At 68.0% G+C, this 18,276-nt stretch carries 21 protein-coding genes; 18 read left to right on the top strand and 3 right to left on the bottom strand.

The window, feature by feature from the left end; all coding sequences use genetic code 11:
- The first annotated feature begins 258 nt into the window (after nt 1-258).
- Entirely contained in the window at nt 259-735 is a 477-nt protein-coding gene (locus QFZ27_RS28325) for a MarR family winged helix-turn-helix transcriptional regulator (protein ID WP_429229791.1), read from the top strand.
- A gap of 78 nt (nt 736-813) precedes the next feature.
- Here QFZ27_RS28325 and QFZ27_RS28320 read toward each other — a convergent pair whose 3' ends face one another.
- Nucleotides 814-2,028 carry an acyl-CoA dehydrogenase gene (locus QFZ27_RS28320; RefSeq protein ID WP_429229790.1) on the bottom strand — a complete coding sequence of 405 codons (1,215 nt, stop codon included), beginning with the start codon at nt 2,026-2,028 and terminating at the stop codon, nt 814-816.
- 123 nt (nt 2,029-2,151) lie between these two features.
- Nucleotides 2,152-2,580: a Ros/MucR family transcriptional regulator gene (locus QFZ27_RS28315; protein WP_429229789.1), complete on the bottom strand. Its 429-nt coding sequence runs from the start codon at nt 2,578-2,580 to the stop codon at nt 2,152-2,154.
- Between the two features lie 214 nt (nt 2,581-2,794).
- Here QFZ27_RS28315 and rpiB point away from each other — a divergent pair, with 214 nt between their 5' ends.
- The 10 genes from rpiB (at nt 2,795) to ltrA (ending at nt 13,078) form a co-directional block, all read left to right on the top strand.
- Entirely contained in the window at nt 2,795-3,247 is a 453-nt protein-coding gene (rpiB, locus tag QFZ27_RS28310; protein WP_429229788.1) for a ribose 5-phosphate isomerase B, read from the top strand.
- Between the two features lie 43 nt (nt 3,248-3,290).
- Nucleotides 3,291-4,574 (top strand): serine hydroxymethyltransferase, encoded by a 1,284-nt coding sequence (glyA, locus tag QFZ27_RS28305; protein WP_429232507.1) that lies wholly within the window; start codon nt 3,291-3,293, stop codon nt 4,572-4,574.
- A 128-nt stretch (nt 4,575-4,702) separates the two neighbouring features.
- Nucleotides 4,703-5,161 (top strand): transcriptional regulator NrdR, encoded by a 459-nt coding sequence (gene nrdR / locus QFZ27_RS28300; RefSeq protein WP_342235068.1) that lies wholly within the window; start codon nt 4,703-4,705, stop codon nt 5,159-5,161.
- 63 nt (nt 5,162-5,224) lie between these two features.
- A complete protein-coding gene (locus QFZ27_RS28295) occupies nt 5,225-5,839 on the top strand; it encodes a riboflavin synthase (protein WP_429229787.1) in 615 nt (204 codons plus the stop codon).
- A complete protein-coding gene (gene ribB / locus QFZ27_RS28290; RefSeq protein ID WP_429232506.1) occupies nt 5,836-6,969 on the top strand; it encodes a 3,4-dihydroxy-2-butanone-4-phosphate synthase in 1,134 nt (377 codons plus the stop codon). The genes QFZ27_RS28295 and ribB overlap by 4 nt, the downstream gene beginning before the upstream one ends.
- A gap of 1 nt (nt 6,970) precedes the next feature.
- Nucleotides 6,971-7,456 (top strand): 6,7-dimethyl-8-ribityllumazine synthase, encoded by a 486-nt coding sequence (locus tag QFZ27_RS28285; RefSeq protein ID WP_429229786.1) that lies wholly within the window; start codon nt 6,971-6,973, stop codon nt 7,454-7,456.
- A 3-nt stretch (nt 7,457-7,459) separates the two neighbouring features.
- Complete coding sequence (gene nusB / locus QFZ27_RS28280) at nt 7,460-7,951, top strand: transcription antitermination factor NusB (protein WP_429229785.1); 492 nt, start codon at nt 7,460-7,462, stop codon at nt 7,949-7,951.
- An 8-nt stretch (nt 7,952-7,959) separates the two neighbouring features.
- The gene (thiL, locus tag QFZ27_RS28275; protein ID WP_429229784.1) at nt 7,960-8,934 is read left to right on the top strand and encodes a thiamine-phosphate kinase; all 975 of its coding nucleotides are present in this window, start codon (nt 7,960-7,962) and stop codon (nt 8,932-8,934) included.
- 197 nt (nt 8,935-9,131) lie between these two features.
- Nucleotides 9,132-11,240: a sodium-translocating pyrophosphatase gene (locus QFZ27_RS28270; protein WP_429232505.1), complete on the top strand. Its 2,109-nt coding sequence runs from the start codon at nt 9,132-9,134 to the stop codon at nt 11,238-11,240.
- 461 nt (nt 11,241-11,701) lie between these two features.
- Nucleotides 11,702-13,078: a group II intron reverse transcriptase/maturase gene (gene ltrA / locus QFZ27_RS28265; RefSeq protein WP_429229783.1), complete on the top strand. Its 1,377-nt coding sequence runs from the start codon at nt 11,702-11,704 to the stop codon at nt 13,076-13,078.
- Nucleotides 13,079-13,171: 93 nt separating this feature from the next.
- On the opposite strand, the gene QFZ27_RS28260 is transcribed toward ltrA, so the two are convergent.
- Nucleotides 13,172-13,705 (bottom strand): outer membrane protein assembly factor BamE, encoded by a 534-nt coding sequence (locus QFZ27_RS28260; protein WP_429229782.1) that lies wholly within the window; start codon nt 13,703-13,705, stop codon nt 13,172-13,174.
- 110 nt (nt 13,706-13,815) lie between these two features.
- On the opposite strand from QFZ27_RS28260, the gene QFZ27_RS28255 reads away from it, so the two are divergent.
- The 7 genes from QFZ27_RS28255 to QFZ27_RS28225 all read left to right on the top strand — a co-directional run bounded on the left by QFZ27_RS28255 (nt 13,816) and on the right by QFZ27_RS28225 (nt 18,274).
- The gene (locus tag QFZ27_RS28255) at nt 13,816-14,367 is read left to right on the top strand and encodes a ubiquinol-cytochrome C chaperone family protein (RefSeq protein ID WP_429229781.1); all 552 of its coding nucleotides are present in this window, start codon (nt 13,816-13,818) and stop codon (nt 14,365-14,367) included.
- Nucleotides 14,367-14,894 carry a YceD family protein gene (locus QFZ27_RS28250; RefSeq protein WP_429229780.1) on the top strand — a complete coding sequence of 176 codons (528 nt, stop codon included), beginning with the start codon at nt 14,367-14,369 and terminating at the stop codon, nt 14,892-14,894. Before QFZ27_RS28255 ends, QFZ27_RS28250 begins: the two co-directional genes overlap by 1 nt.
- 107 nt (nt 14,895-15,001) lie before the next feature.
- The gene (gene rpmF / locus QFZ27_RS28245) at nt 15,002-15,190 is read left to right on the top strand and encodes a 50S ribosomal protein L32 (RefSeq protein WP_429229779.1); all 189 of its coding nucleotides are present in this window, start codon (nt 15,002-15,004) and stop codon (nt 15,188-15,190) included.
- Nucleotides 15,191-15,211: 21 nt separating this feature from the next.
- Nucleotides 15,212-16,312: a phosphate acyltransferase PlsX gene (gene plsX / locus QFZ27_RS28240; protein WP_429229778.1), complete on the top strand. Its 1,101-nt coding sequence runs from the start codon at nt 15,212-15,214 to the stop codon at nt 16,310-16,312.
- A complete protein-coding gene (locus QFZ27_RS28235; protein ID WP_429229777.1) occupies nt 16,309-17,286 on the top strand; it encodes a beta-ketoacyl-ACP synthase III in 978 nt (325 codons plus the stop codon). Before plsX ends, QFZ27_RS28235 begins: the two co-directional genes overlap by 4 nt.
- 139 nt (nt 17,287-17,425) lie before the next feature.
- The gene (locus QFZ27_RS28230) at nt 17,426-17,740 is read left to right on the top strand and encodes an integration host factor subunit alpha (protein ID WP_342235057.1); all 315 of its coding nucleotides are present in this window, start codon (nt 17,426-17,428) and stop codon (nt 17,738-17,740) included.
- A 3-nt stretch (nt 17,741-17,743) separates the two neighbouring features.
- Nucleotides 17,744-18,274 carry a MerR family transcriptional regulator gene (locus QFZ27_RS28225; protein WP_429229776.1) on the top strand — a complete coding sequence of 177 codons (531 nt, stop codon included), beginning with the start codon at nt 17,744-17,746 and terminating at the stop codon, nt 18,272-18,274.
- Nucleotides 18,275-18,276 lie beyond the last annotated feature (2 nt).

Below are 18,276 nucleotides of genomic sequence, written 5' to 3'. Positions count from 1 at the left end.
CACGGCGGACGGCATGAGGCGAGAAACAGAACATGCACGCGAAGGGTTGATAACTTCCGTCGAGAGGATCAAAAATGTCCTCTGTGCCAACCTAAAGCATCGATCTAGCGCGAATTCGTCCTGAATGCGGTGCAAATTGCAGTGAACACCTGTCCTGCTGACAACACTTTCGTTTTGGATGATTTTGTCTAAAGTGGCTTTATGAGTGGTGGAACGGCGGTCTAGATAGTACAAAGCGCCAGTGGGTCGGAGGTCTGAATGCATCATCCCTATTACCGCATGACCGCGCTCATTGAGCGGCTTCACCGCTGCTTTCTGGATGTGGTCAAGGTAGAGTTGGACCGCTTCGGCGTCCAAGACATCAACAACGTCCAAAGTCTGATTCTGTACAATATCGGCATGGACGAGCTGACCATCGGCGAGTTGACCGCCCGTGGCTACTATCTGGGCTCGAATGTCTCGTACAACGTCAAGAAGATGGTCGAGAACGGATATTTGGCGCAGGAGCGGTCGCAGCACGACCGGCGCTCCACCCGGGTCCGCTTGACCAGCAAGGGGCAGACGCTGCGGTCAAAGCTCGAGACCATGTTCAGCCGCCAGGCGGATGCGCTGGAGGGCACGGGTCTGCGGGTCGGCGACGTCGAGACGCTGAACGCCACGCTGCGGCGGCTCGAGGGCTTCTGGTCCGGCAATCTCGCCTATACCACCGACCAGCCGGTGACCAGCGCGGCCTGAGGCCGCCTGCCGTTTGATCACGGAAAAGGCGCGTCCCGAGAGGGGCGCGCCTTTTGCTTATCCGCAGCCTGGCCGTGATCAGAAGGCGGCGAGGCCGGTCTGGGCCCGTCCGAGGATCAGCGCGTGCACGTCATGCGTGCCCTCATAGGTGTTGACCGCCTCCAGGTTCATCACATGGCGGATGACATTGAACTCGTCGGCGATGCCGTTGCCGCCGAGCATGTCGCGGGCCTGGCGGGCGATGTCCAGCGACTTGCCGCAGTTGTTGCGCTTCATCAGGCTGATCGCCTCCGGCGCCGCCTTGCCCTCGTCCTTGAGCTGGCCCAGGCGGTGGGCCGAGATCAGGCCGAGGGTGATCTCGGTCTGCATGTCGGCCAGCTTCTTCTGGATCAGCTGGGTGCCGGCGAGGGGACGGCCGAACATCTTGCGGTCCATCGTGTACTGCCGGGCGGTGTGCCAGCAGAATTCGGCCGCGCCGATCGCGCCCCAGGCGATGCCGTAGCGGGCGTTGTTGAGGCAGCCGAACGGGCCCTTCAACCCCTTGACGTTGGGCAGCAGGTTCTCTTCCGGAACGAACACCTCGTCCATCACGATCTCGCCGGTGGTCGAGGCGCGCAGCGAGAACTTGCCCTCGATCTTCGGCGACGACAGGCCCTTCATGCCGCGGTCCAGGATGAAGCCGCGGATCTCGCCGCTGTCGTCCTTGGCCCAGACCACGAAGACGTCGGCGATCGGTGAGTTGGTGATCCACATCTTGGCGCCGGACAGGCTGTAGCCGCCGGCGACACTGCGTGCCCGGGTCTTCATCGAGCCGGGGTCGGAGCCGGCGTCGGGCTCGGTCAGGCCGAAGCAGCCGACGATCTCGCCGGTGGCCAGGCGCGGCAGGTACTTCTGGCGCTGCTCTTCGGTGCCGTAGGCATAGATCGGGTGCATCACCAGGCTCGACTGCACCGACATGGCGGAGCGGTAGCCGCTGTCGACGCGCTCGACCTCGCGCGCGATCAGGCCGTAGCAGACATAGTTGACGCCGGCGCAGCCATAGCCGTCGATGGTCGAGCCGAGGAAGCCGAGCTCGCCCATCTCGTTCATGATCTCGCGGTGGAAGACCTCGTGCCGGTTGGCCTCGAGCACGCGCGGCAGCAGCTTCTCCTGGCAATAGGCGCGCGCCGCGTCGCGCACCATGCGCTCCTCCTCGGTCAGCAGCTCCTCGAGCAGGAGCGGGTCCTCCCAGTTGAAGGCGGCACGGCCGGTCTGTGCCGGCTTGGCGGCCGCGGTAGCGGCGGCGGAAGTCATGGGCGAACTCCGGAAACGATCAAAACGTGGCGCATAACAGCACAGGGGCCGGGACGCCGCCAGCCCGGCCCGCATGAGATATGCGGGCCAACGCTGCAGCGTCCCGGCCGGGGGCGCAGACGATCAGCCGTGCCGGGCCCTGCCCAGGCCGATCTTCTTGGCGAAGGCGGAGCGCTGTTCCGCATAGTTCGGCGCGACCATGGGATAGTCGGCCGCCAAGCCCCACTTCGCCCGATACTCTTCGGGCGACAGGCCGTAGGTCGTCCGCAGGTGCCGCTTCAGCATCTTCAGCTTCTTGCCGTCCTCCAGGCAGACGATGTAGTCCGGCTGGATCGAGCGCCGGATCGGCACCGCCGGCTTGGCCGCCGCCATCGTCGGCGCGGCCACCGGGCCGGATCCGACATTTCGCAATGCATCGTGAATGGTCCGGATCACCGTCCCGAGCTGATCGGTCGGAACCGTATTGCGGGAAATATAGGATGTCACAATCTGGGTGGTCATTTGCACCAGATCGTCGGCGCTTCGACCGTTCATGCTTGCTTGATCCTCCATTGTTCAAATCCTTTTCTATCTGTCGTCAACAGCGACGCCGAGGTCGCATTTGATATGGCGCGTGTCAACGATAATGGGAAAACTACTGACTATTGTGCAACTGCAAGCTGTGGCCGGATCCGACCGCATGCGCGCCGGAATTGAGCCACGTTCCGGCTCACTCTCCAAAGCAAAATATGCGAAGGTCAACCGTGCCCCATGTGACCGGACCAAAATGACTGACGCCGCCAAGACTGTCGCCATCGCCGCCGACCATGCCGGCTACGCCCTGAAGGACCAGCTCAGGGCCGTGATCGAGGCGCAGGGGCTGGTGGTGCTCGACCTCGGCACCAACGGCCCGGACCGGGTCGATTATCCGGATTTCGGCCATGCCGTGGCGCGGGCGATCGGGGATGGCCGGGCATCGCGTGGCCTCGTGGTCTGCGGCACCGGCATCGGCATCTCGATCGCGGTCAACCGCCATCGCGGTGTCCGTGCGGCGCTTTGCCACGACGTCACCACCGCCCGGCTGTCCCGCCAGCACAACGATGCGAACGTGCTCGCGCTCGGCGCCCGAATCATCGGGTTCGAGACCGCCCGGGATTGCCTTGCCGTGTTCCTGTCCACCGATTACGAAGGCGGTCGGCACGGAGATCGCATCGCCAAGCTCGACGTGCCTGCAGCCTGACCAGGATAATCGCCCCATGAGCTCTCCCGATTCCGCCGCCAAGATGACCGCCGCCAGCTCCCTCTTCACCGCCCGCCTGGAAGACACCGACCCGGCCGTGCTGCGTGGCATCGGGGACGAGCTGAAGCGCCAGCAGACGCAGATCGAGCTGATCGCCAGCGAGAACATCGTCTCCCGCGCCGTGCTCGAGGCCCAGGGCTCGGTCCTGACCAACAAATACGCCGAGGGCTACCCGAACCGCCGCTATTACGGAGGCTGCGAATTCGTCGACGTGGCCGAGATGCTGGCGATCGAGCGTGCCTGCAAGCTGTTCGACTGCACCTATGCCAATGTCCAGCCGCATTCCGGCGCCCAGGCCAACCAGGCGGTGTTCTTCGCCCTGCTGCAGCCGGGCGACACCGTGCTCGGCATGTCGCTGGCGGCCGGCGGCCACCTGACCCACGGCGCGGCCCCGAACCAGTCCGGCAAGTGGTTCAACGCGGTGCAGTACGGCGTCCGCCGCGACGATGCCCGGATCGACTATGACGAGCTGCAGCGCCTGGCCACCGAGCACAAGCCGAAGCTGATCATCGCCGGCGGCTCGGCCTATCCGCGGATCATCGACTTCGCCCGCTTCCGCCAGATCGCGGATTCGGTCGGCGCTTATCTGATGGTCGACATGGCGCATTTCGCCGGCCTGGTCGCCGGCGGCGTGCATCCCAGCCCGCTGCCGCACGCCCACATCGTCACCACCACCACGCATAAGACCCTGCGCGGCCCGCGCGGCGGCATGGTGCTGTCGAATGACCCGGAAATCGGCAAGAAGATCAACTCCTCGGTCTTCCCCGGCCTGCAGGGCGGTCCGCTGATGCATGTCATCGCCGCCAAGGCGGTGGCCTTCGGCGAGGCGCTGCGGCCGGAGTTCAAGCTCTACGCCAAGGCGGTGGTCGAGAACGCCAAGCTGCTCGCCGAGACAGTGCGCGCCGGTGGGCTCGACATCGTCTCCGGCGGCACCGACACGCATCTGATGCTGGTCGACCTGCGGCCGAAGAAGCTGACCGGAAAGGCGGCCGAGGCCAGCCTCGAGCATGCCGGCATGACCTGCAACAAGAACGGCGTGCCGTTCGACCCGGAGAAGCCGACCATCACCTCCGGCGTCCGCCTGGGCAGCCCGGCCGCGACCTCGCGCGGCTTCGGCCTGGCGGAGTTCCGCCAGATCGGCGAGATGGCGGTCGAGGTGCTGGACGGCCTGGCCGCCAACCCCGACGACAACTCGAAGGTCGAGCAGGCGGTGCGGGCCCGGGTCGAGGCGCTCTGCGCCCGGTTCCCGATTTATCCGGATCTCTAGGCCGGACCTCTGAGAGTTGCAGTTCGCGACGGGCTGGCGTCGGCCCGTCGCCGCACTCCATAGATTGTGGTACGCCCACAACGGATGGTATCCATTCGCTGTGGGCGAAACCATTTCCGGGGGGACCGATGCGCTGCCCGTTCTGTGGCCACGACGATACCCAGGTGAAGGATTCGCGGCCCACGGAGGACAATTCGGCGATCCGGCGGCGGCGCTTCTGCCCGGCCTGCGGCGCCCGCTTCACCACCTTCGAACGGATCCAGCTGCGCGAGCTGACGGTGATCAAGTCAGGCGGGCAGCGCGAGCCCTTCGACCGCGAGAAGCTGCTGCGTTCGATGCGCATCGCCCTGCGCAAGCGCGACATCGACATCGAGCGGCTGGAACGGATCGTCAATTCGCTGGTCCGCCAGCTCGAAAGCTCGGGCGAGAGCGAGATCCCGTCCAAGTCGATCGGCGAGATGGTGATGAAGGCGCTGAGCGGCGTCGACAAGGTCGCCTATATCCGTTACGCCTCGGTCTACCGCGACTTCCAGGAACCCGGTGCCTTCAGCGACTTCGTCGAGCAACTGCGCGGCGAGCGACCCTGACCGGCGTCTGGTTTCGTGTGGTTTCGCTGGAAACCACAGCGCGACCGTCATAGGGTGCCCGCCATGTTCAGCGGCATCATCACCGATGTGGGGCGCGTCGCGGCGATCGAGCGGCGAGGCGACACCCGCTACACAATCGAGACGGCCTTCGACACGTCGACGATCGAGATCGGCGCGTCGGTCGCCCATAACGGCGTCTGCCTGACCGTGATCGAGAAGAGCCCCGGCCGCTTCGCGGTCGAGGCTTCGGCCGAGACTCTGTCGCGCAGCACGCTGGGCGACTGGGCGGTCGGCACCGAGGTCAATCTCGAACGCTCGCTCAAGCTCGGGGACGAGATCGGCGGCCATCTGGTCTACGGCCATGTCGACGGCGTCGGCACCATCATCGACCGCCGGCCCGAGGGCGACAGCGTCCGCTTCACCATCGAGGCCCCGGCCGAGCTGGCGGACTATATCGCCTCCAAGGGCTCGGTCGCCATCGAAGGCGTCTCGCTGACCGTCAACGAGGTCGCCGACACCCCGTCCGGCACCTGCCGCTTCGGCGTCAACATCATTCCGCACACGCAGTCATGCACGACCTTTCGAAGCTTAAGCACGGATCGCCGCGTGAACTTGGAGATCGACATGCTGGCGCGGTACACGGCGCGCCTGCTGCGGGATCGCAAGACAACCGGCTGAGTCCCGACGATCAGGCGCTGCTCTCGCCGATCGACGAGATCATCGAGGAGGCGCGCCAGGGCCGCATGTTCATCCTGGTCGACGACGAGGACCGGGAGAACGAGGGCGACCTGGTGATCCCGGCGCAGATGGCGGATGCCGAGGCGGTCAACTTCATGGCCCGCTACGGCCGCGGCCTGATCTGCCTGGCGATGGAGCACAAGCGGATCGACGAGCTCGGCCTGCAGCTCATGACCCGCAGCAATGCCTCGCGCCACCAGACCGCCTTCACCGTCTCGATCGAGGCGCGCGAAGGCGTGACCACCGGCATCTCGGCCGCCGACCGCGCCCGCACCATCGCGGTCGCGATCGACCCGGCCTGCGGCCCGGCCGACGTGGCCACGCCCGGCCATGTCTTCCCGCTGGTGGCGCGTGATGGCGGCGTGCTGGAGCGCACCGGCCACACTGAGGCGGCTGTCGACATCTCGCGCCTGGCCGGGCTGTACCCGGCCGGGGTGATCTGCGAGATCATGAACGACGACGGCACCATGGCCCGGCTGCCGGACCTGGTGAAGTTCGCCCAGTTCCACAACCTCAAGATCGGTACCATCGCCGACCTGATCGCCTATCGCCGCTGCAAGGAATCGCTGGTCGAACGCAAGCTCGAAACCACGATCGAGAGCCGCTGGGGCGGCGAGTGGCAAATGCTGGTCTATGTCAACACCGCGCGCTACGCCGAGCATGTCGTGCTGGTGAAGGGCGACATCTCCGGCGACGACCCGGTGCCGGTGCGGATGCATGCGCTGAACGTGCTGGACGACGTGCTCGGCGATGTCCATGGCGGCAATGCCGGCATCCTGCACGGGGCGATGGCCGAGATCGGCCGCGAGGGCAGGGGCGTCGTGGTGCTGATCCGCGAGCCGCAGCCCGACAGCCTGAGCGAGCGGCTGCAGCGGCGGCTGAAGGGCATGCCGGCGAAGGAGAGCGGGCACGAGTTGCGCGACTACGGCGTCGGCGCCCAGATCCTGCTCGACCTCGGCGTGCGCAAGCTGATCGTGCTGTCCAATCATCCGCGCACTATCGTCGGCATCGACGGCTACGGCCTGACCGTGGTCGAGCAGCGCGCCATCGCTGGCCTCCAGGAGGATTGAGATGGTCGCCAAGACCGAAGAACAGCGGCCCGTGTCCTTCACCGGGCCGGCGCCGCACATCCTGATCGTCGAGGCCCGGTTCTACGAGGACATCACCGACGAGTTGGCGCGTGGCGCCGTGGAGGTGCTGGAGCAGATCGGCGCCACCTATGAGCGCATCGCCGTGCCGGGAGCGCTGGAGATCCCGGCCGCGGTGCAGATCGCCTCGACCTCGGCGCGCCGCTTCGACGGCTATGTCGCGCTCGGCTGCGTCATCCGCGGCGAGACCTCGCATTACGACACGGTGTGCGACGAGAGCGCCCGCGGCTTGCAGGACCTCGCTTTGCGCCACGGCCTCGCCATCGGCAACGGCATCCTGACCGTGGAGACAGAGGCCCAGGCCTGGGCCCGCGCCAAGGTTGCCGAGATGGACAAGGGCGGCGGCGCCGCCCGGGCCGCGCTGGCGATGATCGAGCTCAAGCGGCATTTCAAGCAACTCACGGCCTGACCGATGGCGACTCCCAAACCCTCCGCCAAGGCCCGCCGCAGCGCCGCCCGCTTGGCCGCCGTCCAGGCGCTGTACCAGCTCGAGCAGTCGGGCACGCCGCTCGACAAGGTGATCGCCGAGTTCGTCCATCACCGCTTCGGCGAGCCGATCGAGGGCGAGGCCATGGTCGAGCCCGACGCGCCGCTGTTCGGCGACATCGTGCGCGGCACCCGGGTGCGCAGCGATGAGGTCGACGCCCTGGTTTCCGGTGCGCTCGACAGCCAGTTTTCGCTGGCCCGGCTCGACCTGCTGCTGCGCTGCGTGATGCGGGCCGGCGCCTGGGAGCTGCTGGCCAACCTGCATGTGCCGGCGCCGATCGTGATCTCGGAATACGTCAACGTCACCCGCGCCTTCTTCGGCGGCAAGGAGCCGGCGATGGTGAATGCGGTGCTCGACCGCATCGCCCGCGAGCAGCGGCCCCATGAACCCCGGGACGGCGAACCCCGCGCCGGCTAGGAGCCGCCATGGGCCTCGGTGAGTTCGAGCGCATCGACCGCTACTTCCGGCCGCTGGCCCGCGCCACGAAGGGCGCGCTCGGCCTGGCCGATGACGCGGCGCTGCTCGACCCCGGCGAGGGCCGCGACCTGGTGGTCACCACCGACGCCATGGTTGAGACCGTCCACTACCTGGCGGACGAGGATCCGATGCGGGTGGCGCAGAAGCTGCTGCGCTCGAACCTGTCGGACCTCGCGGCCAAGGGCGCGGCGCCACTCGCCTATACCCTGACCCTGGCGCTGCCGACGCAGCCGGATGAGGGCTGGATCGAACGCTTCGTCGAAGGGCTGGCGGCCGACCAGGCGCTGTACGGCATCGGGCTGCTCGGCGGCGATTCGGTGCGGACCCCGGGAACCGCGGTGCTGTCGGTCACCGCCTTCGGCACGGTGCCGCAGGGCGCGATGCTGCGCCGCTCCGGCGCCCGGCCGGGCGACGACGTCTATGTCAGCGGCACGCTCGGCGACGCCGCGCTGGGCTTGCGCGTGATCCTCGGCCGGCTGCCCGGCCTGGCGCCGGACGCTGCCGAGGCGCTGGCGCAGCGCCACCGCGTGCCGGAGCCGCGCATGGCGCTCGGCCGCGCCCTGGTCGGCCTGGCCCATGCGGCGATGGATGTGTCGGACGGGCTGCCGGGCGACCTGCCGCATCTCTGCGACGCCTCCGGCACGGCGGCGGAGGTCGAGCTGGCACGGCTGCCGCTGTCCGACGCCGCCCGCGCCGCCATCGCCCTCGACCCGTCCCTGCAGGACATCGCCTGGGGTGGCGGCGAAGATTACGAGCTGCTGTTCAGCGCCCCATCAACGACAAGGGCGGCGATCGAGGCGGCGGCCGTGGCGGCGGGCACGGCGGTGACGCGGATCGGCCGGATCGCGGCGGGGCAGGGGGTGCGCCTGCTCGACCGGCAAGGAAGTCCCGTCGAGTCGCTGACCGGCTGGCGGCACTTCTGACCGCGCCGCCGCTTCGAAACGCCCTCAAACCGCCCGAATCGCTGCCTTGTAAGCCTTCCCGGCAGCCGCAAAGCAAAGAAATTTCACGCTGATTGCCCTGACCTTCCTGCTCTGGCATCGTTTGCGCGCAAAAGAAGCGGAGCCGGCCTGAAGCGGGCCGGTGCGTCATCAACAGGGGCGAGGGACTCAAGAAAATGATGTCAGCGGTCCTTGTCTTCGTGCTGGCCTGCGGCCTCGGCGCGTTAGCCTATGGCGTGTGGGCTTCACGGAGCGTGTTGTCGGCCAGTCCGGGCGATGCCCGAATGCAGGCAATCGCCGCCGCGATTCAGGAAGGCGCCGGCGCCTATCTGAACCGGCAGTATCTCACCATCGGCGTGGTCGGCGTGGTCATCGCCATCATCGTCTCGCTGCTTCTCGGCATCTCCGTCGGTATCGGCTTCGTCATCGGCGCGGTCCTGTCGGGCGCCGCCGGCTACATCGGCATGAACATCTCGGTGCGCGCCAATGTCCGTACCGCCGAAGCGTCGCGCCAGGGCCTGGCCGCCGGCCTTGCCATCGCCTTCCGCTCCGGCGCCGTTACCGGCATGCTGGTGGCCGGCCTGGCCCTGATCGCCGTCGCCGGCTACTACGCCATCCTGCTCGCCGCCGGCGCCAGCGGCCGCGGCCTGATCGACCCGCTGGTGGCGCTCGGCTTCGGCGCCTCGCTGATCTCGATCTTCGCCCGTCTCGGCGGCGGCATCTTCACCAAGGGCGCCGATGTCGGCGCCGACCTGGTCGGCAAGGTCGAGGCCGGCATCCCCGAGGACGACCCGCGCAACCCGGCCGTGATCGCCGACAATGTCGGCGACAATGTCGGCGACTGCGCCGGCATGGCCGCCGACCTGTTCGAGACCTACGCGGTCACAACCGTGGCCACCATGGTCCTGGCCTCGATCTTCTTCGCCGGCTCCGCGGCGATGTCGTGGATGATGCTTTATCCGCTCGCGATCGGCGGCATCTGCATCCCGGCCTCGATCGCCGGCACCTTCTTCGTCAAGCTCGGGCCCTCGAACAACATCATGGGGGCGCTGTATCGCGGCTTCGTGGTCTCGGCCGTGCTGTCGCTGGTGGGCATCCTCCTGGTCACCTGGGTGGTGGTCGGCTTCGGCGGCAACTACACCGTCGGCGGTGGCAGCTTCAGCGGCCTGTCGCTGTTCCTGTGCGGCGTCAGCGGCCTGGTCGTCACCGGCCTCTTGATCTGGGTCACCGAATACTACACCGGCACCAACTTCCGGCCGGTGCAGTCGGTCGCCCAGGCCTCGACCACCGGCCACGGCACCAATGTCATCCAGGGGCTCGCGATCTCGATGGAATCGACCGCGATCCCGGCGCTGATCATCTGCGTCGCCATCGTCGTCACCTACCTGCTGGCCGGCCTGTTCGGCATCGCCATCGCGGTCACCAGCATGCTGGCGCTGGCCGGCATGGTCGTGGCGCTCGACGCCTACGGCCCCGTCACCGACAATGCCGGCGGCATCGCCGAGATGGCCGACCTGCCGGCGGAGGTCCGGGTCACCACCGATGCGCTCGATGCCGTCGGCAACACCACCAAGGCGGTGACCAAGGGCTATGCCATCGGCTCCGCCGGCCTCGGCGCGCTGGTGCTGTTCTCGGCCTACACCTCGGACCTGAACTTCTTCATCAGCAATCCGGGCGCGCACCCGTACTTCCAGGGCCTGGTGCTCGATTTCTCCCTGGCCAACCCCTATGTCGTGGTCGGCCTGCTGATCGGCGGCCTGCTGCCCTATCTGTTCGGCGCGATGGGCATGACCGCGGTCGGCCGCGCCGCCGGATCGGTGGTGGAGGAGGTGCGCCGCCAGTTCCGTGAGGATCCCGGCATCATGGCCGGCACCAGCCGGCCGGACTACAAGCGCGCGGTCGACATGCTGACCAAGGCGGCGATCCGCGAGATGATCGTGCCGTCGCTGCTGCCGGTGCTGGCGCCGATCGTGCTGTACTTCGTGATCGAGGCGATCGCCGGCCGCGGGGCGGCGTTCTCGGCGCTCGGGGCAATGCTGCTCGGCGTCATCGTCACCGGCTTGTTCGTCGCCATCTCGATGACCTCGGGCGGCGGCGCCTGGGACAACGCCAAGAAGTACATCGAGGAAGGCAATCACGGCGGCAAGGGGTCGGACGCGCACAAGGCGGCCGTCACCGGCGACACCGTCGGCGACCCCTACAAGGACACCGCCGGCCCGGCGGTCAACCCGATGATCAAGATCACCAACATCGTGGCCCTGCTGCTGCTGGCGATCCTCGCCCACTGATCGCCGCGCTCACGACGAAAACCCCGGCTTCGGCCGGGGTTTTTTTACGGTGTGCGAGCATGACTGACAGCTTGGAGGTGGAAGTCCTCTGTCCAGCCTGATGGCGGTGAAGGACTAGCGAAGCGCAAGGGCGTCGCCGCGAGGCGGGGTCTGAAGGAAGCGTGGAGCAAAGCCGCGGCCCGATGGACAAGAACCGGATATGAGGCCTACCCGGCCGGACGAGCGAGCCGTTGATCGCGAAGTCCAGGGCCATCAATGGCCGGGGTGGTAAATCCGGCGGGCGTGCGGTGAAGGCGGTCGGTCTTACCTCGGGAGGTCTGCGCCGTGTCCCTCGGGACTGAGGTGGCCGCAAGGCCGCCTGATCGCGGCGCAGAAGTCAGCTGAGGGCATAGTAGGCGGCGGTTGCCGCCGAAGGCCCGAACGGTGGAAGAGGCCAGTAGAGCGGCGATCTCGAGCGAGCCATGCGGCAGAAAGATCAGAGCAAGCTGACCCTGGGCCCCTCGGCGGAGGGTGAAGCCCCGAGCCTTGCGGCCCAGGCGACCGAAGCTCGCGCGGCGAGAGCCAGCCTCGAACGCCCGGCGGTCGCGGGACCGTCGATGGAGATCATCCTTGACCGAGAGAACCTGAAGACGGCGCTGGCACGAGTGCGGCGCAACAAGGGTGCGGCGGGGGTCGACGGCATGGATGTCGACGATCTGCCGGCCCACCTGAAGCGGCATTGGCCCGCGATCCGGGCTCAGCTGATCAACGGCACCTACAAGCCGCAGCCGGTGCGGCGGGTGGAGATCCCGAAGGCGTCGGGTGGCGTGAGGCCGCTCGGCATCCCGACGGTGCTCGACCGCTTCATCCAGCAGGCGGTGATGCAGGCGCTGCAGGCGGACTGGGACCCGACGTTCTCCGAGGCCAGCTTCGGCTTCCGGCCGGGGCGCTCGGCGCATCAGGCGGTGGCCCGGGCGCAGACCGATATTGCGTCCGGCTACGGCGTGGTGGTGGATCTCGACGTGGAGAAGTTCCTCGATCGGGTCAACCACGATATCCTGATGGGGCTGGTGGCCAAGCGGGTGGCCGACAAGTGCCTCCTGAAGCTGATCCGCGGCTTTCTGACCGCGGGCGTGCTGGAGGGCGGCCTCGTCGGCCCGACGGAGGAGGGGACGCCGCAAGGCGGACCGCTCTCGCCGCTGTTGTCGAACCTGATGCTGGACGTTCTGGACCAGGAGCTGGAGAAGCGCGGCCATCGCTTCGTCCGCTACGCCGACGACTGCAACATCTATGTGCGCAGCCAGCAGGCGGGCGAACGGGTGATGGCCGGCATCGAGCGGTTCCTGGCCAAGCGGCTCAAGCTGAAGGTCAACAGGGCCAAGAGCGCGGTCGCCAAACCGAGCGCCCGCAAGTTCCTGGGCTTCAGCTTCACCGGCGGAAGAGAGCCGCGGCGCCGGATCGCGCCGAAGGCCATCGACCGCTTCAAGGCGAAGGTCCGGGTCCTGACGCGGCGCACCCGCGGCGACAGCCTCAAGCAGATCATCGAGGAGCTGTCCGTCTACCTGATCGGGTGGCGCGGCTACTTCGGCTTCTGCCAGACCCCGTCGGTGCTGCGCGCACTCGACCAGTGGACCAGGCGGCGGCTCCGCGCCATCGCCTGGAAGCAATGGAAGCGCGGACCCAAGCGCTTTGCCGAGCTGCGACGCCACGGCGTCGGCCGGGATCTGGCGGCCCAGACCGCCGGCAGCCCACACGGCCCCTGGCGGCTCAGCAACAGCCCCGCGCTCACCATTGCACTCCCCACCGCCGCACTTCAGTCCCTCGGTCTCGCCTCCATCGCCAACCCGCTCCCCGCTTAATCCGCCGAACCGCCGGATACGGACCCGTACGTCCGGTGGTGTGGGAGGGGGGAGCCGCGAGGCTTCCCCCTATCCCGATTCTTCGATCCGCGGCTAGTAGTTGCCGCCGGCGACCGAGCTGGCGACGCCGCCGGAGCCGACCGGGCGGCCCCGGGCGGAATTCGCGGTGGAGCCGGTGCCGTCGCTGTTGAAGCGGCCGATATTGCCCAGGAACTGCTCCAGGATGCCGATGCGGCGGCCCAGCGTCGGCGTCTCGCGCGACACCAGCGCCACCTGCTCGCCATCCTCCAGGTTCAGCTCCTTCAGCTCGGTCAGCGTGCTGGTGGTCGGGTCGAACTGCATGCGCAGGACCCGGCGTTTGGTCACCTCGGGGGCGAAGAAGGCCACCGTCTCGACCCGCTGGCCGATATAGTACCAGGTGTTGTCGTCGAAGGTGGACACCGTGGTCGGGGTGCCCAGGATCGTCGCCACATCCGCCTTGGTGCTGGTGCCGGTGTGGACCTGCTCGAGGCGGTAATCCTCGACGAGGTTGCCGCGCGTCGCCACCCGCGGCGTGCAGGCCGTCAGCGCCGCCGCCACGAGCAGGCCGGCCGCCATGGTCCGGACGACCCTTGCTCTTTCCGTCATCGCCTCATGTCTCCGCGCCCCGGAGGGCTCCCAATTGAAGGCTTCCCTCTAGCACACCACGTGGAGTTCGACCAATATCGCCGTCCTTCGCGCAAAAACCGATCGATCCCGTGCTGTCCAAGCTGTTCACCCGCCACCGCCGCGAACGCGTCGCCGCCGAGCTTTACGTCAAGCTGGTCGAGCAGGCGCGCAGCCCCGCCTTCTACACCGCCTGCGGCGTGCCGGACACGCTGGACGGCCGGTTCGAGGCGTTGGCCCTGCACGCCTTCCTGGTGCTGCACCGGCTGAAGCGCGAGGGGCCGCCGGCGCCGGACTTCGCCCAGGCCCTGTTCGACCACATGGTCAGCGACATGGATCTCAGTCTGCGCGAGATCGGCGTCACCGATTTCAGCATCGGCAAGAAGGTGAAGGCGATGGGGCGCGGCTTCTACGGGCGCGTCGTCGCCTATGACCACGGCCTGGCCGCCGCCGATCCGCAGGAACTGGACGCGGCGCTGCGGCGTAACCTCTATGGCACGGTCGAGCCGGAGCCGGGGCAGGTGAGGGCGGTCGCCGTCTATCTGCGCCGCGAGGTGGCCGGCCTGGCGGCACAGCCGGTGGCGGCGTTCCTGGCCGGCGAGGTCCGGTTCGGCCCGGCGCCCGGGCTGGTGGAGGCAGCCTGATGACGACCCCTGAATTCAGCCGCGTGGTCGGCGTCAACACCCTGCCGCGCGGCGGCCGGACGATCGCGATCGAGGCCGACGAGGCCGAGCGCGCCGGGCTCGCCCGCCGCTTCGACCTGTTGGCGCTGGACGCACTGCAGGCCCGACTCACCCTGACACCCGGGCGCGGCGACACCGTGGTGGTGACCGGCACGCTCACCGCCGCAGTGGTGCAGCGCTGCGTGGTGACGCTGGACCCGGTGCCTGCCGCGGTCGAGGACGAGGTCGAGGCCGTCTTCGCTCATGCGGCGGGGCGGGACGAGGCGGAGGTCGAGGTCGACCCGCTGGCGGCGGAGGTCGAGCCGCTGGCCGATGGCCGCATCGATCTGGGCGAGCTGACGGCGCAGCACCTGTTGCTGGCGCTCGATCCCTATCCGCGCTCGCCCGCCGCGCCGGAGCCCGCGGCCGAGCTGCCGGAGGGGGAGACAAAGACGCGCCGCCCATTCGCCGTGCTCAAGGGCGGCGGTGACGACAAGGCAGGTCAGTGACGGGCAAGGGATCGCTTTTCCTTGCCCCGTTGCGCCTTTTCCATTAAGTAACGCCCGTCCGAGGCGGCCCCCCTGGTGCCGCCTTTTCGAATCGAGAGTTCAAGCAAATGGCTGTTCCGAAGAAGAAGACGTCGAAGTCGCGGCGCGACATGCGGCGTTCGCACCACGCTCTGGCCGGCGCCTCCTACGTCGAGTGCGCCAATTGTGGTGAGCTGGCCCGTCCGCACCATGTCTGCGACGCCTGCGGCCACTATCACGGCCGTGAGGTTGTCACCGAGACGACCGCGACCGCCTGATCGACTGCGTCCGCATAGGGAATGTCCGACCCGGCGGCCTCTGGCCCAGTGACGATCGCGCTCGACGCCATGGGGGGCGATCGGGCGCCGGAAATGGTGCTCGAAGGGGCTGAGATCGCCCGCACGCACCATCCGGACGTGCACTTCCTGATCGTCGGTGACGAGGCGCGGATCGCGCCGCTTCTGGCGAAACGGCCGGCTCTGGCTGCGGTGTCGACGATTCGGCATGCCGCCGACGTCATCACCAACGAGGACAAGCCCTCCGCCGCGCTGCGCGGCGGGCGCAACTCCAGCATGCGCCTGGCCATCGACGCCGTGGCCGCGGGCGAGGCGCAATGCGTCGTCTCCGCCGGCAACACCGGCGCGCTGATGGCGACGGCGAAGGTCGTGTTCAAAACGCTGCCGGGCATCGACCGGCCGGCGATCGCGTCGTTGTTTCCAACGCTGCGCGGCGAGAGCGTCATGCTCGATCTGGGCGCCAACATCGAATGCGACGCCGAGAACCTGGTCCAGTTCGCCATCATGGGTTCGGTCTTCGCCAAGGCGGTGCTGGGACTGGTCACCCCGACGGTCGGCCTGCTGAATGTCGGGTCCGAGGCGCTGAAGGGCCCCGACACGGTGCGCGACGCCGCCGCGCGGCTGCGCGAGCTCGAGTTCCCCGGCCGGTTCGAGGGCTTCGTCGAGGGCGATGACATCCCGGCCGGGAAGGTCGACGTGGTCGTGACCGACGGCTTCTCCGGCAACATCGCGCTGAAGACCGCCGAGGGTACGGCCAAGCTCTACGCTACCTGGCTGCGCCATAGCTTCCGGTCCTCCTGGCTCGCCTCGCTCGGCTACCTGCTGGCGCGCGGCGCGTTCCGCCGGCTGCGGCACCGGACCGATCCGCGCCAGTATAACGGGGCGCTGTTCCTCGGCCTCAACGGCATCTGCGTGAAGAGCCATGGCGGCACCGACGGCGAGGGCTTCGCCCATGCCATCGATGTCGGGGTCGATCTGGTCATCCATGGTTTCAATGATAAGGTGAAGCAGGAGTTCAGCCGTTTCGAAGGCAGTCGGAACGGCGACGCCGCAGCTTCGACGGCTTCAACGACTGCTCCGATCGGGATCGAACAACCGCAATGACAGTCCGCCGCGCGCGCATCATCGGATGCGGTTCTGCCCTGCCTGACCGCGTTGTCACCAATGCCGAGCTGGCCCGCACGGTCGACACCTCCGACGAATGGATCGTCCAGCGCACCGGCATCAGCGTCCGCCATATCGCGGGACCGGACGAGAAGACCTCCGACCTGGCGCTGGCCGCCGCCCGCAAGGCGCTGGCCATGGCTAAGGTCGAGGGCAGCGATCTCGACCTGATCGTGCTGGCCACCACCACCCCGGACCAGACCTTCCCGGCCACCGCGGTGCGGGTCCAGGCCGCGCTCGGCATGACCCGCGGCGCCGCCTTCGACGTCCAGGCCGTCTGCTCCGGCTTCGTCTACGCCCTGGCGGTCGCCGACAACATGATCCGGCTGGGCCAGGCGCGCACCGCGCTGGTGATCGGGGCCGAGACCTTCTCCCGTCTGCTCGACTGGACCGACCGCGGCACCTGCGTGCTGTTCGGCGACGGCGCCGGCGCCGTGGTGCTGCGCGCGGTCGAAGGCGGCGGCACCACCGACGACCCCGGCATCCTGTCGACCCATCTGCATTCCGACGGCCGCCACGAGGACAAGCTGTACGTCGATGGCGGGCCGTCCTCGACCGGCACCGTCGGCCATGTCCGGATGGAAGGCCGCGAGGTGTTCAAGCACGCAGTCATCAACCTGGCCGAGGTGGTCGAGGAGGCGCTGGCCGCCAACGGCTTGGCGCCGGCTGACATCGACTGGCTGGTGCCGCACCAGGCCAACAAGCGCATCATCGACGCCACCGCCCGCAAGCTCGACATGCCGATGGAGAAGGTGGTGCTGACGGTGCAGAAGCACGCCAACACCTCCGCCGCCTCGATCCCGCTGGCGCTGGCTGAGGCCGTCAACGACGGCCGCATCAAGGCCGGCGACCTCGTCCTGCTCGAGGCCATGGGCGGCGGCCTGACCTGGGGCGCCGCCCTGGTCCGCTGGTAGCTTGCCGATAAGCAGTTAGCGGGCCTCGCCTTCGGGGTTCGTGAGGAAATTCGCCCAACGCTTTGGAATTGACGGATTATTTTGTGGAGGTTACCGTCCTGCGACGGTCTTCTTCGCAATTGCCCGTCGGGGGGGCGGCATGGCGGAAACGGTGACACGAGCGCAGCTCAGCGAATCGCTCTATCAAGAAATCGGCTTGTCTCGCAACGAGTCTGCTGACCTTGTTGAGACGGTGCTTGAAGAAATCTCCGAAGCACTTGAACGCGGGGAAACGGTGAAGATCTCGTCCTTCGGCACCTTCGGCGTGCGCCAGAAGGGCCAGCGAATCGGCCGCAATCCGAAGACCGGGCAGGAGGTGCCGATCCTGCCGCGCCGGGTGCTGGTGTTCCGCGCCTCGCATGTGCTCAAGGGGCGCATCAACGGCACCAATCCTCCCCTGGACGACGACGAGTAAGCCATGGCCGGAATGGCAGGATCGGAAGCGAAGCCCGCGCCGCTGCGCAAATCGGCGACGGCCTATCGCACGATCAGCGAGGTGTCCGACGACCTTGCCGTGCCGCAGCATGTGCTGCGGTTCTGGGAGACCAAGTTCTCCCAGGTCCGCCCGCTCAAGCGCGGAGGCGGCCGCCGGTACTATCGCCCCGAGGATGTCCAGCTGCTGCGCCGGATCCAGCGCCTTCTCTATGAGGAGGGCTACACCATCAAGGGCGTGCAGCGCCTGCTGAAGGAAGGCAAGTCGGCCGAGGCCGACGCGCCGTCCGCGGCGGCGTCCGACGAGGCCGGCGCCCCGACCGGGCCGGCCAGGCCCGTTGCGGTCACGCGGACCAAACCGGTCGCAAAGCCGCGCGACGAGCTGCAGCTCTCGCTGCTGGCCGGCGCCGGACGCGAGGGCCGCGCCCAGGGCATCTCGACCGAGCTGCGCGATGAGCTGACGGTGCTGCTGGCGGAGCTGAAGCGCCTGCAGGCCGCCTTGCGCGGCGACGCCTGACG

Source organism: Inquilinus ginsengisoli, assembly GCF_050434925.1.
Taxonomy (GTDB): domain Bacteria; phylum Pseudomonadota; class Alphaproteobacteria; order DSM-16000; family Inquilinaceae; genus Inquilinus; species Inquilinus ginsengisoli_B.
Note: the sequence above shows the minus strand (reverse complement) of the source record. Positions and strands in the feature narration are given on the sequence as shown.